Genomic DNA, 14,894 nt, shown 5'->3' with positions numbered 1-14,894 from the left:
TTCTTTTTATTCGCTTAAACGTGTACCGAAGGCTTGCTTACCTTTCAATTGACCCAAATCATCAGAATGACCAATCACCACTGCTTTAACCCCGCATGATATAGCAGCAAAGGCGTTATCCAACTTCGGGATCATTCCGCTATGTATTACCTGTTCTTCTTTTAGTTTGTGGTAGCGTTCGGGGTTGATCTCTCTTATTAAAGAATCTTCATCATTAATATCATGCAGCACGCCTTTCTTCTCAAAACAATAGATCAAGGTAGTCTCATATCTATCAGAAAGTGCCACGGCCAACGCGGATGCAATGGTATCTGCATTGGTGTTGAGTAACTGCCCCTCGCCATCATGCGTTAGCGCACAGAAAACAGGGGTGAAGCCCCCTTCAAGCAATTTGCCAATATTTTCTGCATCTACTGAGTCTTCTTTAAGATCCCCTACAAAACCATAATCAATAGTTTTTACCGGACGCTTTTCGGCGTGTATCATGTTACCATCGGCACCGGTTAGGCCTATGGCGTTGTTACCATATCGCTGTAACTGGGCCACAATATTCTTATTGATCAAACCACCGTAAACCATCGTGACGATGCGTAGGGTATCAATATCGGTTATGCGGCGTCCGTCAATCATCTTGGCTTCAATACCCATGCTTTCAGAGATCTGCGTAGCAACCTTACCACCACCATGCACCAGTATTTTATGACCATCAAGTGCGGTAAAATCCTTTAAAAACCTGTGCAGATTTTCAGAGTTATCAATGACGTTACCACCAATTTTAATTACGTGTACCGTTTGCATATATGTTACTATATAAGTCCGGTAGCAATAATAGCTATTTTATGTTTGTTTGAATAATTTACCTGCAATTGTAAAAATAGCTTCATTTAAAACACATAACTGCTTATCATGTTAGCAATATGCATCAAGGTTTGTAGCTTAGTCGCACAACACCATTGCAATTATGAATAAACAGGATAACAAAAAACCAAGGGTAATTATAATAGGCGGGGGATTTGGAGGTGTACAGTTAGCTAAAAAACTAAAGAATGCCCCCGTTGAGGTTCTTCTTTTGGATAAGCACAATTATCACACCTTTCAGCCACTACTATACCAGGTGGCAACTGGTGCCATTGAGGCGGATTCTATTGGTTTTCCTATCAGGCGTATATTTAGCAAGCAAAAAAATTTCACCTTCCATTTAGCCAACGTAGACAACATAGATACTGCAACCAACACTGTTATAACCACCGCAGGAAATTACACTTACGACTACCTGGTAATTGCTACCGGAGCTAACACCAATTTTTTTGGCAACCAGGAGTTGGAGCATTATGCCATGCCAATGAAAAACATTGCGGAGGCGCTTAATATCCGTAGTTTAATGCTGCAAAACCTCGAAAAAGCGTTGGTTACCACAGACAAGGCCGAACGGGATGCCTTGCTCACATTTGTAATTGTTGGCGGTGGCCCAACCGGAGTTGAACTTGCCGGTGCCATATCGGAGTTGCGCAAATTTATATTATGTAAGGATTATCCCGGTCTTTGCAATGCCGATATGAAGGTTTATCTGGTAGAAGGTAAGCCTGAGTTATTGGCGGCCATGTCTTCGCAGGCTTCTTTAAAAGCTAAGAAGTTTTTAAAAGAGATGGATGTGGTGATATATAACGGTGTGCATGTATCAAGTTATAATGGCTTGGTTTTAAAAATTGACGATGGGAAGGTAATTCAAACCCGTAATGTGTTGTGGGCAGCAGGAGTGAAGGGGGAGGTGCCCGGCGGTATGCCTGAAGAAGTTGTTGCCAAAGGCGGCAGATTAATTACAGATGACATCAACCGTGTAAAAGGATACAGTAATGTTTTTGCCATAGGCGATGTATCTGCTGTACAAAGTGAGGCCAACCCTGCTGGTTACCCTGGGGTGGCACAGGTGGCTTTGCAGCAGGGTAAACATCTGGCAAAGAATCTGCGAAATATTGTTGAAGGCAGGCCTACAACACCTTTTGTTTACTATGATCTGGGTACTATGGCTACCATAGGCCGTAACAAGGCTGTAGCTGATATCAAGAAATTTAAGTTTCAGGGATTTTTCGCGTGGTTATTGTGGATGTTTGTGCATTTATTGTCATTAGCGGGTTTTAGTAACAAGGCTGTTGTTTTTTTAAACTGGGCCATCAACTATTTTACACGTAACAGTGATAACAGATTAATTATCAGATATTTTAAAACAGATACCATGACGGTTGATCCTGTATCATATTAATAAATACTCATGCACCTATTCCTGATAATCGCATTACTGGTTATATTAAGTGCGCTGTATTCTTACATCAACGCACGCTGGCTTAAATTGCCGGGCACTATTGGCATTATGTCTTTGGCTATTGCTGGGTCAATTATCACCATTATAATAGATAAGTTGGATCCTAAAATTGCCGATTACCTTACCATACTGGCTAAGAGTATCAATTTTTCCAGAACGGTGCTTAATATTATGCTTGGCTTTTTGTTGTTTGCAAGTGCCTTTAATCTGGATAAAAAGCGGTTAAAAAAGGAGATGAGGCCTGTTTTTATGTTGAGCACCATAGGTGTTATTATATCAACAGCAATATTTGGCTCGTTGCTTTACTTCATTACTCATCTGCTCAAGATTGATATACCATACATATATTGCTTGTTGTTTGGCGCGCTTATTTCGCCTACCGATCCGGTGGCTGTAAGTGCCATTATTACAGGCTCAAAGCTACCCAGTAACCTGGAAACCATCATATCCGGCGAATCATTATTCAATGATGGCATTGGGCTGGTACTATTTATTACTTTATTAGAGATCACCCAGTCGGGCATAGACAATGTAGATTTTGGTAAAGCGGTGTTATTGTTTGTGCAGGAGGTATTCGGAGGTATTGCTTTGGGAGCTGTAACCGGTTTTTTCGCGCACAGGCTAATGAAAACGGTAGATGATTTTCAAACCGTAGTGCTGGTGTCTTTTGCGCTGGTAATGGGCAACTCTTTAGTGGCCACTTACCTGCATTTATCTATCCCGCTGGCAGTTGTTACTGCAGGTTTATTTGCCGGCGGGCGATCCATCAACGTTGATAAAAATGACCGCTCACATCAGGCGCTTGAGAAATTTTGGACCTTGATTGACGAATTGCTTAACACGATGCTTTTTGTAATGATAGGCTTACAGATGGTTAACTTTCCGTTTTTGCAGCATTACTGGCTATCGGGCGCAATAGGCATTGCCTTGATATTAATAGCCCGGTGGGGAAGCATTATGCTACCACTTACCTTCTTACGCAGAAGCCTTAATGTAAATTACGGCAGTATAAATATATTAACCTGGGCAGGTTTACGAGGGGGCATATCAATAGCATTAGCGCTTTCTTTACCTGCATCAAACTACAGGCACTATATACTCGCAGGAACTTATTTTATTGTGATATTCTCTATCATTGTGCAGGGGTTAACGCTTAACAAGGTTATCAACGCCATATACAAAAACAACCCACAGAGTTAGTGTTTTAATTGCTGCATATAAGCTGCGATTTCTTTCTCATTAGCTGTAGAAGAGTTGCTGAGGTTGTTGATGATGTTATTTTGCTCTGCTTCACTACGGTTTTGGCTAAGCTTAAATTTCGCTTGCAGATCGGTAATTAAAAGTTCGAATGCTACAATGCCATTCATCATCTTGCTCCTGTAATCGTCCGGCAGTCTATTCCACTGTTTTAAATAATCCTGCTCGTAAATGCCGATGGTTTTGGAAAGTAAGGCACTCACAGCCGATTCTTCTTTTACCAGTGTGGCCTTACCATAGGCATGTATGGTTATATAGTTCCAGGTAGGTACATTAGTATCTTTCTCATAATTCTTTGGCGAAATATAGGCATGAGGTTCGGTGAATATTACTAAAGACGTCTCCTGCTCAATTACATTCACCTGTGGGTTTGCCCTGGCGAAATGGGACAGCAGTACTACGTCATTACCACGCTGTTCAACCACAAAAGGCAGATGTGTTGCCTCAGGCAAACCGTTTAACACCGTAATCATTGAGGCAAAGCTAAACTTCTGCATGAAGCTGATAGCCTGTTGTTGGTCAGTTACTTGAAAGGGTTTAGGTGTGTACATGTTTGCAGGGAATCAGGAAATCAAGAGTCAGGAATCAAGACACCTGTGAACGCTTATTATAAAGCTTCCAGCATCTGTTTTAAAACTGCCTGGGCAGCCCAAACGCGGTTACCTGCTTCATGTATAACTACCGAACGCGGGCCGTCTAAGATATCGGAAGATAATTCCAGATCACGGCGTACGGGCAGGCAATGCATTATTTTGGCATCCGGCGCAAACGCATTCAGTTTAGCATTGGTTAGCATCCAATCTTCGTTACCTTCGGTTACCGCACCGTAAGGCTCATAAGCCGACCAGTTTTTTACGTAAATAAAGTCGGCGTCTTTCAAAGCCTCATCCTGGTTACAGGTGATGGTTGCCCCATTAGTGAATTGCTCTGAAAGGGCATATCCTTCGGGATGGGTGATCACAAAATCAACATCTGCCTTACACATCCATTCTGCAAACGAGTTGGGTACGGCCTGCGGAAGTGCTTTAATATGCGGGGCCCATGTCAACACAACTTTTGGGCGGGCCTTGGTTTTTAATTCTTCTATCGTAACCAGATCGGCAAGGCTTTGTAATGGATGGCGTGTAGCCGACTCCAGGCTTACTACCGGCACTTTACAAAACTCAACAAACTTATTAAATATACTTTCGCTGTAATCCTCTTCACGGTCTTTTAAGCCCGGGAAAGAACGTACACCAATGATGTCAGAATATTCGCCCATTACAGCTGCTGCCTCGCGGATGTGCTCTACGGTGGTGCCGTTCATAATCACGTTATCGCGCAATTCTAAAGCCCATCCTTCTTTATCGATGTTTAGCACTATCACATTCATACCCAAGTTCATGGCTGCCTTTTGGGTGCTCATGCGGGTACGCAAGCTTGGGTTAAGGAAAACCAAACTAATAGTTTTGTTTTTACCCAAATGATTGTTGGCAAAAGGATCCTTTTTTGCTGCTAAAGCCTGGGCAACCAATGCCGGCACGTCAGTAACATCGTTTACAGAAGAAAATAGTTTCATGAGCCTCGTTTTTGCCTCACCCTAAGCCTCTATCCAAAGGAGAGAGACTCTGAGCAAAATATATGGTTATGCGTTATTTAAAGTTTGCGTAAATGCTTCCAGGAACCTATCAGCATGAGCTTTTGTTAAGTTAAGCGCAGGTAATAACCTGATAACATTCGGTTTAGCCTCGCCGGTAAAAATGTGGTGTTTAAACAGCAGGTGTTTTTTTACGTTAGCTAATTCTTCCGGCAGATCGATACCTATCATCAAACCTCTGCCGCGCACCTCTTTTACCTGGTCAAACTTCTTAAGCTCTGTGATCAGATAATCACCAATCTCTGCTGCGTTATGCATCAGGTTGTCTTGCTCAATAACTTCCAGCACAGCTAAACCGGCAGCACAGGCCAAGTGGTTGCCGCCGAAGGTGGTGCCTAACATGCCATACGCAGGCGCTATCTTTGGCGAAATAATAATACCGCCAACAGGGAAGCCGTTACCCATACCTTTAGCCATAGAATAAATGTCGGCATCAACATCCGCGAAATCATGCGAGAAGAACTTACCTGTACGGCCATAACCACACTGTACCGAGTCGGCTATAAAAACCGCATTGTGCTCATCACAAAGCGAGCGTATTTTTTGAAGGAAATTAACCGGTGCAACCTGTATGCCGCCAACACCCTGTATACCTTCGATGATAACTGATGATACCTCATGATCTTTAAAAGCCTGCTCAAGCGCTGCTTCATCGTTCCATGGAAGGAAAACAACATTGTCGGTTTCATTCACCGGTGCAACAATCTTAGGGTTATCGGTTGCAGCTACCGCCAGCGATGTACGGCCGTGGAACGCTTTCTTAAAAGCAATAACTTTCTTTTTGCCGTTATAGAATGATGCCAACTTCAATGCATTCTCATTGGCTTCGGCGCCAGAATTGCAAAGGAACAGCTGGTAATCTTCCTTGCCCGAAACTTGGCCCAGCTTTTCTGCCAATTGTTTTTGCAGCGGTATCTCAATTGAGTTTGAATAGAAACCAATCTGATGTAATTGATCCTCTAAACGTTTTACATAATGCGGGTTGGTATGGCCAATGGAAATAACAGCATGACCGCCATAAAGATCAAGATACTCGGTTCCTTTGTCGTCAAAAACCAGGCTACCCTGTCCTTTAACTATGTTGATTGGATTAATTGGATATACGTCGAATAATTTCATAAAAGTTCGAAGTTTAAAGTAGAAAGTTAAAAGTCATTAATAGTGGTCTTTTAAGTTTCTAACTTTTTTTATCAATGAAATTAGCATTGCCTTTATTTCATTGATATGTTGCGAATGAATATTATAATGCTCTGTAGTTATGAAGCCCAGATCTTTCGAAAGTAAGATCAGGTATTCTACTTCATGAGACTAACCTAAAGCAATCTGCAAATAACTTGCAAAATCCTTTTGAGTAAATCTCCCTGAACCTTCGGCGATGTTGGCCGGAATTGATGTTGAAGCCCTTTTCAATTGGCTCACTAAGTTAAAAGCCTCTTCTTTAGGAAAACTACTTAGAGTTTTGTATGTGTCAATCACAAACTCATGTGATTTTTGCCATACTATCAACTCCCTGTAATTTTGCATCTTACTTTACACTTTCAACTTTTGACCTTCAACTCTAAAAGCCTATCGCCTTCAATCGTAATCCGGCGCTCTCGTTCAGGCCGAACATTAAGTTCATATTTTGTACTGCCTGGCCGGATGCGCCTTTAAGTAAATTGTCCATAATGCTGATAATGAATATTTTATTATCATATACCTTAACCTGTATAAAGCATTTGTTAGTGTTAACTATCTGCTTAAGATCTATGTCTTTGTTGGTTACATGCGTAAACGGATGTTCGGCATAATAATCCTGATAAAGCTTTAAGGCCTCCGCTTCGGTAAGGTTACTTTCCGTGTACATGGATGCAATAATACCACGGGTAAAATCGCCACGATAAGGTATAAAGTTGATGGCCTTATCAAAACCGATTTGCAACTGCCTTAACGATTGCCCTATCTCGTTTAAGTGTTGATGGCTAAATGCCTTGTAGACAGATAGGTTATCATTTCTCCAAGTGAAGTGTGAAGTAGGTGAAAGGCTTTGGCCTGCACCGGTTGATCCCGTTGTTGCTGTAATGTGTACCTCATTTTCGAGCAAACCTTTTGATGCCAGAGGCAGCAATCCTAATTGCAGGCAGGTTGCAAAACAACCTGGATTAGCAATATTATCTGCAACTTTAATAGCATCTCTGTTCAATTCCGGTAAGCCGTATATAAAGTTTTTACTTTTTATTGTTGAGTTTTGACTTAGTCTGAAATCCTGACTTAGATCGATCACCTTAACATGGTCAGCTATTTCATTTGCCTCTAAAAACTTACGTGCATCACCATGGCCAACGCAAAGGAACAGTACATCAATGTTGTTTGATAGTTCAGACGAAAACTTAAGGTCGGTATCGCCAAACAAATCTTTATGAACATCATAGACATGATTGCCCGCATTGCTGTTGCTATGCACAAATATAATGTCAACGTTAGGATGATTGATCAGGATGCGCAGCATCTCGCCACCGGTATAACCGGCACCGCCAACAATGCCTGCACGAATAGCCCCCCCGCCCCCTGAAGGGGGAGTAGAAGTAGATTTTATTTCTTCAGTATTGTTCATAACACTAAATTTTTATTCCCCCTTTAGGGGGTTAAGGGGGCTATAGGTTAACCCGATCATTTTTTGTGGATGGTGAGGAGTAAAGGATAAACTCAAGGTCGCTACTTTCTTTATTGCTGATAAAGTGTTGCTGGCCGGGTTTAATCTCAATACCCTGCTCTGGTTTTAATACGCTGATGGTGCCGTCAATTGTAAAAGTTGCACGACCTTTCAGCACAAAGAAAAATTGGGAAGCCTTTTCGTGATAGTGAAGCTGTTCTGATGTATCAGGCGGCATCAACTCCTGTTTAATTGACAACGCGTCGGTATCAACATAGTTCCAACCGTAGCAGTCATCACCCCATTTGTAGGTACTTAAGCATTCACTTCTCGAAAAAATGGGGTTCTCCATAATTAGTCTTGCCCGTTTACTTTGTGATATATCATCACCTGGTTTCCAAATATCTTGCTGAAGCCTTTAACATCCTCGCCGCTCCAGGCATTGTTCATTTCACCGTAGCTACCAAATTTGTTGCTCATCAGGTCATGGTCTGATTCGATGCCTATTACCTGGAACCGATAAGGGTGAAGTTCTACGAAAACTTTACCGCTTACCTGTTTTTGCGTATCAGTAAGGAAAGCCTCGATATTACGCATAATAGGGTCATGGAACTGACCTTCATGCAGCCAGTTGCCATAGAAAGATGATAACTGATCTTTCCAGGATAACTGCCACTTGGTTAACACATGCTTTTCAAGCGTATGATGAGCTTTTATGATAACCATTGGAGCCGCTGCCTCGAAACCAACGCGGCCTTTGATACCGATGATGGTATCACCAACGTGGATATCCCTGCCTATACCGTAAGGCTGTGCGATGGCTTGTAAAGTCTGTATAGCTTTTGTTGGATGATCATATTGGTTGCCATCGATGGCTGTTAGTTCGCCTTGCTCAAAAACTAATTCAAGCGTCTTTGGCGCTGAGCTGGTAACCTGTGTAGGCCATGCATCCTCGGGTAAACCCAGATGAGAGGTAAGCGTTTCTTTACCACCTACTGATGTACCCCAGATACCTTTGTTGATAGAATACTTTGCTTTTTCAAAGTTCATCTCAACACCATGCTTCTTCAGGTATTCTATCTCTTCCTCGCGGCTTAATTTAAGGTCGCGGATAGGGGTGATGATCTGTACATCCGGGACAAGGATATTAAAGATCATATCAAACCTTACCTGGTCGTTACCTGCACCGGTGCTGCCGTGTGCAACTGCAACGGCACCGATCTCTTTTGCGTAATTGGCAATGGCTGTAGCCTGGCTAACACGCTCTGCACTTACCGATAGCGGATAAGTGTTATTTTTCAACACGTTACCATAAATAAGGTAACGCACGCAAGTGTTGTAGAAGTTTTCGGTTTCATCTACCACATGGTGAGAGGTAACGCCCATTTGGTAAGCGCGTTCTTCTACATTTTTAAGCTCCTCGTCGCTAAAACCGCCGGTGTTAACAATTACAGAGTGCACCTCGTAACCCAGGTCGCGTGTTAAATAAATGCAGCAGAATGATGTATCTAAGCCGCCGCTGTATGCCAGTACTACTTTTTGTTTCTCCATTGTTGTTTTGTCATGGTACAGATGCAATTTAGCACCTGATATTTATTTAAAACGCGGTTACCGCGTGTTGTATTCTTCTTAATAGATTTGATATATCATTAGTGCACTGCAACCAGCTTCTCCATGCGGCGTTTAATAGCTGCTTCGATACGTTCCAAAAGGGTGGCCTTGTGAGTGATTTTTTTCATCTTCTCCTCGTATTGTTTTTGCACTTCTTCCGGGTCGAAAAGCATAGCGGTACACATGCAGTTCTTCCGGTTTTTGCTCATCAGAATATCGTAATTCACACAGCTTTTGCAACCTTTCCAGAAATCTTCATCCTGCGTTAATTCAGAATAAGTCACAGGCTCGTAACCCAGCTCAGAGTTAATTTTCATAACCGCTAAACCAGTTGTTAAGCCAAATATTTTAGCGTTTGGATATTTCTTGCGCGATAATTTGAATATTTCCTTCTTGATTGCTTTAGCTAAACCTACCTTGCGGAAAACCGGACTCACCACCAGGCCCGAATTGGCAACAAAATCGCCATGGCTCCAGGTTTCTATATAGCAAAAGCCAGCCCAGGTACCGTCTTTGTGTAAAGCAATTACTGCTTTGCCTTCCAACATTTTGTTGGCAACGTATTCTGGCGAACGTTGAGCGATACCTGTGCCCCGTGCTTTGGCCGATTCGGCCATTTCATCACATATCACAGTAGCAAAATCTGCATGTTGCGCAGATGCTACAATTATATCAAAGTCTTGTATGGTCATTATTGTAAATAGATACCGTTAAATTATTGGCTGTTAATGGCCTGATAATTAGAAGGACGTTGTTTAAAGAAGTTTAACAACTTCTTAAGGTTGGGTAGAAATTTTTCAGATCAAATTCAAACCCGTGGTATAAACAATCGTCGTCGGTTGGGAAGGAAAAATAAAGCAACAGAAACTAAACAAGTGACAACAGGTGCAAATACTGCCCTGATAGTTATCCTGTTTGTGTTTAGTTTTTTCATTTTTTCTTAAAAGATGGGTTGCTTTTAAAATTTGTGCAAATTATTGCATTAAATTTTATTTATGCAAGAAAAAATTTCGATTATTTCTGCCATAAACTAAAACATTACACTTCGGAAATATTAACCTAATCAATCAGGTATAAATCAATATATAAAACCTTAACAACTACGAATTCGGCACGAGTATTGCCAATGGCAGATTATGCAAGCCGATCCACTTTTATTAACATTAAAGACAGACCAGAAAACGCAGGAATATTTTGATTCCCTGCGTAAGCAATATTTCCCCGCCGAGCGTAACTGGCTTGATGCACATGTAATGCTGTTTCATCAGTTACCGGCGGGCGAACAACAGATACTAAGTGATATTGCTGACATTGCCGCTTCAACAACCGCTTTTGGAATAGACATTATTGCGCCCAAGCACATTGGCAGGGGGGTAGCTTACAAAATAGAATCGCCTCAATTGCTCATGATACATAAACGTATGCAGGCTTTGTGGCAGCAGTGGCTCATTCCGCAGGATAAGCATAGTCTTTGGCCGCACATCACCATACAAAACAAAGTGGACCCTGTAGTTGCGCAGGCAACATTAGTTAAAGTTGCAGAACGTTTTGAGCCGTTTAAAGCTGTCGCAAAAGGTTTAATGTTATGGGAATACAAGGGCGGCCCCTGGAACTTTGTTGCTGAATGGTTGTTTAAAGCTAATTAAATCTTCTCATAATCAGTGTGGTAACTGAAATAAGTGGCTTTTTTAACATTTTCTTAATCAAAAACGCATCTTTTTCTATCTTTGCCGCGGGTAAGTCTTTTACGGCCAGCTCCTCTTGAACTCCCCCAGGGTGGGAACGCAGCAAGGGTAGAGAGTTGAGCGGCGCGATAAAAGTAGCTTACCCATTTTTTGTGCCTTATATTTCGGGTCAGGCACGAAAAGTCTCCGCAACTTCATAATTCTAAATTCGGCCTTTGTTATTCAACATTGTTCAGCTACCATGCTTATATTAGCTGCCATGCTTGATATATTGATCATTGGTGGCGGCCCTATTGGTATTGCCTGCGGTTTGGCAGCGCAAAAAGCCGGACTAAGCTTTGTAATTATTGAAAAGGGTTGCCTGGTTAATTCGCTGTACAATTATCCCTCTACCATGACCTTCTTTTCTACATCAGAAAAACTGGAGATAGGGGGCATACCGTTTGTAACCATCAACAACAAGCCTACCCGCGCCGAGGCATTGGAATATTATCGTCGTGTTGCGGTATCCAACCAGTTACCGATCAACTTATTCGAAGAGGTTACAGGCGTTAAGCCGATAGACGGCGGGTACGAGATCACATCAGCCAAGCAAACTTACCAGGCCAAAAAGGTAATTTTATCTACCGGGTTTTACGATATAGCCGTCAACCTCGGTATCCCCGGCGAAGACCTGCCAAAGGTTAAGCATTATTACAAAGACCCGCATTACTATGCCATGCAAAACGTGGTGGTGGTAGGTAGTAGCAACTCCGCTATTGATGTAGCCCTGGAAACCTATCGCAAAGGCGCGAACGTAACCCTGGTTGTACGCGATAGCGAGATCAGCCACCGGGTAAAGTATTGGGTAAGGCCGGATATTATTAACCGCATCAAAGAAGGTACAGTTAAAGCATATTTTAACAGTAATCTGGCAGCTATACGGGAAACCGAAGTAGATATTGATACACCTGATGGCCGTGTGACCATTCCCAACGATTTTGTGATGGCCATGACAGGTTATAAACCCAACTTTGAATTTTTAGCTAAGTTAGGCATCAATCTCACCGCAGATAAGTTTATACCCGAGTACAACCCGCAAACCATGGAAACCAACCAACCCGGGCTTTACCTTGCCGGTGTGGTATGCGGCGGGTTGGATACCCACCTGTGGTTTATAGAGAATTCGCGCATACACGCGGATATGATTGTTAACGACATACTCTCAAAGAAGTAAGTATTCATATTTACCGGATGAATAATGATAGCTTTTTTGCTTAGATAATTTACATTAATTCCCTTTTCTAAGAGAAATATCCTTGTACAACTGGTATGGCCCGGCTTGGTAGCTTGGTTTATGCAACACGGTGATGTTCCTTACGGTGAAGCGGTCCTCAAAATTTATCCTTTGAAAATGCGGCCAAAGGATATTAAACGATGCGGTGGGTATCTTCCGGGCAATGGTGATATGCGGCCTTAGTTTTTGTTTCGAGGGAAAGATCTTTTCAAAAAAGCTGAACCAGCGCATGATTACAGGGTCAAGTTCCAAAGCAGCGCAAATCGTACGGTACTGGTCGCCATGCTGCAGGTACTCAAATCCCGATAATTTTAAACTAATAGCAGGCACGTTGCTTAAAATGCTTTCTATTACCCGGTAATAATCATCATAACTGAAAGAAGCGGCAGAGGTGTTTTCATCAAAAACCAAAGGCGGAAACGAGATATGTGCCCTGGAGTTGATACTTGGAAACTGGCCGATATGTTTGGCGCATGCGCGTTTGAACCGCATGATATGCGCGTTGCTCTCGTCGGGTAACGATATCAGGTTCATGAACAACATTTGCCGCACGTCAGTCATATCAAAACAAGTTTATTTGCTCGTTGGTGTCGGTTTTGTTTGGGACGGCAAAGCCCTTGTTTCCTTTAAACGCGATGCGCTTTAAGGTTTGCCATTGGGCGTAAGGCTCAAAGGTTTCTCGGCGGGCTATGGTCAACTCATTTGCCCAAAACGGCTCCGTCCAGCGTTTGTGCCTGAAATGAGGCCATAGGGTATTAAACTGCTCATTGAGTATGTTGCGGCAAACAGTAATGTGCGGCACAAAAACCTTTTTTATGCCCAGGTTCTTTCGCATCAATTCAAACCAATCATCCACCGCAGGGGTGTTTCTTATTACAGCATAGATGGTCTTTTTATCGTGCAGGTGATCAAAGTATTTAAAACCATCAATATGCAACAGTATGGGCGGCATAATGGCCAAACGCTGTTCCATGTTGCTCAAAGTATGCTCAGCAAAATAGGGTTTCTGCCGTTCGGCTGTCATGATGCCGATATGTGCCGGGGCGTTCATGCTACTGAACTCACCAATATATTTGGCCGATGCTTTTTTGTAACGCGCTATCTCATCAATAACAGGTTGCGGTGGCGATAAAAGGAAAAGATAGTCTGCGTAACCTGTCATAAATATTTTATTTAGCCTACAAATTTTGCTAATAATTTTAGTAAATAAAAATAAATTTACATATTTGTGTATGGATGCAAAGCGCTACATCGTCCACATTGATCTCGACTCTTTTTTTGTTTCTGTTGAGCGGAAGTTTGACCCTTCGCTTATTGGCAAACCTGTAATTATTGGCGGTTCAAGTGACAGGGGAGTGGTGTCTTCGGCAAGCTATGAGGCACGTGCTTTTGGCATACACTCGGCCATGCCCACCAAACAGGCATTAAAGCTTTGTCCGCATGCAGTGCTGGTGCGCGGTACGCATGGACGCTATTCCGAGGCATCCCGAGAGGTAACACAAATCATCCATCATATGGTGCCGCTGTACCAAAAGTCGTCGGTGGATGAGTTCTACATCGACCTTACCGGTATGGACCGATTTTATGATCCCTATAAATTGGCCACCGAGCTTCGGCAAAAAGTGATGCGTGATACCGGCCTGCCCATATCATTTGGTATGGCATCGGGCAAAACAATAGCTAAAATGGCCACTAACAGCGCGAAACCGAACGGGCAGCTTTGGATACCACATGGCAAAGAGAAAGAGTTTTTAGCGCCACTAAATATTCGCAAGATACCCGGCCTGGGCGAGAGTACCTGCCAAAAAACTTTACCAGTACGGACTGGAGAAGATAGGCGATCTGCAACGCGTGAACCTTAAATTTCTGGAAGCTGTTTTTGGAAAAATGGGGCAGTTTATTTACAACAAAGCCAATGGCATTGATGACAGCGAAGTAGCGCCACATGGCGACAGGAAATCCATCTCCACCGAACATACCTTTGAAAGCGATGTTAAAGACCTGCGCACCCTGGAGAACATCCTGATAGCCATGACAGAGGAGCTCTCCGGCAAGCTGCGCCGCGAGAACAAGCTGGCCTCATGCCTGGCTATCAAGATACGCTATGCCAATTTTGAAACGCATACCCAACAACAAAAGATAGCTTTTACAGCCGCGGAGCATATTTTGATACCGGGTGTAAAAAATTTACTGCGTAAAGCCTGGAACCAGCACCGGCCCATCAGGCTGATCGGTGTGCGCCTGAGCAACCTGTGCAGCGGCAGTTACCAGATCAATTTGTTTGAGGATAACGAAGAGCGAATACGCCTTTATCAGGCCATGGATAACATCAACTTCAGGTTTGGGGACAAAACCGTTTGCCGGGCATCGGGCATGGAAATAGGGGCGCGTACGTTCAATCCGTTCCTGGCGAAATAAACCAGGACGATGATGCATGATGCGGTATAGCGGACATTTTCGCAAACCAACAGGATAAA

General features: G+C 42.9%; 16 protein-coding genes, 1 other RNA gene and 1 pseudogene. 7 read left to right on the top strand and 11 right to left on the bottom strand.

The window, feature by feature from the left end:
• Nucleotides 1-6: 6 nt before the first annotated feature.
• Entirely contained in the window at nt 7-798 is a 792-nt protein-coding gene (gene argB / locus CKK33_RS12125; protein ID WP_095704352.1) for an acetylglutamate kinase, read from the bottom strand.
• A 163-nt stretch (nt 799-961) separates the two neighbouring features.
• Here argB and CKK33_RS12120 point away from each other — a divergent pair, with 163 nt between their 5' ends.
• On the top strand, nt 962-2,260 hold the full coding sequence (locus tag CKK33_RS12120; protein WP_095704351.1) for an NAD(P)/FAD-dependent oxidoreductase: 1,299 nt from the start codon (nt 962-964) through the stop codon (nt 2,258-2,260).
• Between the two features lie 9 nt (nt 2,261-2,269).
• A complete protein-coding gene (locus CKK33_RS12115; protein ID WP_095704350.1) occupies nt 2,270-3,520 on the top strand; it encodes a sodium:proton antiporter in 1,251 nt (416 codons plus the stop codon).
• Here CKK33_RS12115 and CKK33_RS12110 read toward each other — a convergent pair.
• The 8 genes and pseudogenes from CKK33_RS12110 to CKK33_RS12075 all read right to left on the bottom strand — a co-directional run bounded on the left by CKK33_RS12110 (nt 3,517) and on the right by CKK33_RS12075 (nt 10,148).
• Nucleotides 3,517-4,128, bottom strand: coding sequence for an FMN-binding negative transcriptional regulator (locus CKK33_RS12110; RefSeq protein ID WP_095704349.1), 612 nt, complete (start codon nt 4,126-4,128; stop codon nt 3,517-3,519). The two genes, CKK33_RS12115 and CKK33_RS12110, sit on opposite strands and share 4 nt — an antisense overlap.
• 56 nt (nt 4,129-4,184) lie before the next feature.
• Nucleotides 4,185-5,135 (bottom strand): acetylornithine carbamoyltransferase, encoded by a 951-nt coding sequence (locus CKK33_RS12105; protein WP_095704348.1) that lies wholly within the window; start codon nt 5,133-5,135, stop codon nt 4,185-4,187.
• Nucleotides 5,136-5,201: 66 nt separating this feature from the next.
• Entirely contained in the window at nt 5,202-6,332 is a 1,131-nt protein-coding gene (locus CKK33_RS12100) for an aspartate aminotransferase family protein (protein WP_095704347.1), read from the bottom strand.
• Between the two features lie 36 nt (nt 6,333-6,368).
• Nucleotides 6,369-6,737, bottom strand: a pseudogene (locus CKK33_RS12095) (four helix bundle protein).
• Nucleotides 6,738-6,771: 34 nt separating this feature from the next.
• Nucleotides 6,772-7,806 (bottom strand): N-acetyl-gamma-glutamyl-phosphate reductase, encoded by a 1,035-nt coding sequence (gene argC, locus CKK33_RS12090; RefSeq protein ID WP_095704346.1) that lies wholly within the window; start codon nt 7,804-7,806, stop codon nt 6,772-6,774.
• 40 nt (nt 7,807-7,846) lie between these two features.
• Entirely contained in the window at nt 7,847-8,197 is a 351-nt protein-coding gene (locus CKK33_RS12085; protein WP_095704345.1) for a cupin domain-containing protein, read from the bottom strand.
• Between the two features lie 2 nt (nt 8,198-8,199).
• Entirely contained in the window at nt 8,200-9,396 is a 1,197-nt protein-coding gene (argG, locus tag CKK33_RS12080; protein WP_095704344.1) for an argininosuccinate synthase, read from the bottom strand.
• A gap of 98 nt (nt 9,397-9,494) precedes the next feature.
• Entirely contained in the window at nt 9,495-10,148 is a 654-nt protein-coding gene (locus CKK33_RS12075) for an N-acetyltransferase (protein ID WP_095704343.1), read from the bottom strand.
• 444 nt (nt 10,149-10,592) lie between these two features.
• On the opposite strand from CKK33_RS12075, the gene CKK33_RS12070 reads away from it, so the two are divergent.
• The 3 genes from CKK33_RS12070 (at nt 10,593) to CKK33_RS12060 (ending at nt 12,357) form a co-directional block, all read left to right on the top strand.
• A complete protein-coding gene (locus tag CKK33_RS12070) occupies nt 10,593-11,102 on the top strand; it encodes a 2'-5' RNA ligase family protein (protein ID WP_095704342.1) in 510 nt (169 codons plus the stop codon).
• 88 nt (nt 11,103-11,190) lie between these two features.
• Nucleotides 11,191-11,289: signal recognition particle sRNA small type (gene ffs / locus CKK33_RS12065), an RNA gene on the top strand.
• 93 nt (nt 11,290-11,382) lie between these two features.
• Nucleotides 11,383-12,357 carry a YpdA family putative bacillithiol disulfide reductase gene (locus CKK33_RS12060; protein ID WP_233138203.1) on the top strand — a complete coding sequence of 325 codons (975 nt, stop codon included), beginning with the start codon at nt 11,383-11,385 and terminating at the stop codon, nt 12,355-12,357.
• A gap of 54 nt (nt 12,358-12,411) precedes the next feature.
• On the opposite strand, the gene CKK33_RS12055 is transcribed toward CKK33_RS12060, so the two are convergent.
• Entirely contained in the window at nt 12,412-12,978 is a 567-nt protein-coding gene (locus CKK33_RS12055; RefSeq protein ID WP_095704341.1) for a 2'-5' RNA ligase family protein, read from the bottom strand.
• 1 nt (nt 12,979) lies between these two features.
• Nucleotides 12,980-13,579: a 2'-5' RNA ligase family protein gene (locus tag CKK33_RS12050; protein WP_095704340.1), complete on the bottom strand. Its 600-nt coding sequence runs from the start codon at nt 13,577-13,579 to the stop codon at nt 12,980-12,982.
• 70 nt (nt 13,580-13,649) lie between these two features.
• Here CKK33_RS12050 and CKK33_RS19715 point away from each other — a divergent pair, with 70 nt between their 5' ends.
• Together CKK33_RS19715 and CKK33_RS19710 are read left to right on the top strand one after the other, a co-directional pair.
• Nucleotides 13,650-14,279 carry a DNA polymerase IV gene (locus CKK33_RS19715; RefSeq protein WP_233138202.1) on the top strand — a complete coding sequence of 210 codons (630 nt, stop codon included), beginning with the start codon at nt 13,650-13,652 and terminating at the stop codon, nt 14,277-14,279.
• The gene (locus tag CKK33_RS19710; protein WP_233138201.1) at nt 14,269-14,835 is read left to right on the top strand and encodes a hypothetical protein; all 567 of its coding nucleotides are present in this window, start codon (nt 14,269-14,271) and stop codon (nt 14,833-14,835) included. Before CKK33_RS19715 ends, CKK33_RS19710 begins: the two co-directional genes overlap by 11 nt.
• Nucleotides 14,836-14,894 lie beyond the last annotated feature (59 nt).

The organism is Mucilaginibacter sp. MD40 (assembly GCF_002288635.1).
Classification (GTDB): domain Bacteria; phylum Bacteroidota; class Bacteroidia; order Sphingobacteriales; family Sphingobacteriaceae; genus Mucilaginibacter.
Note: the sequence above shows the minus strand (reverse complement) of the source record. Positions and strands in the feature narration are given on the sequence as shown.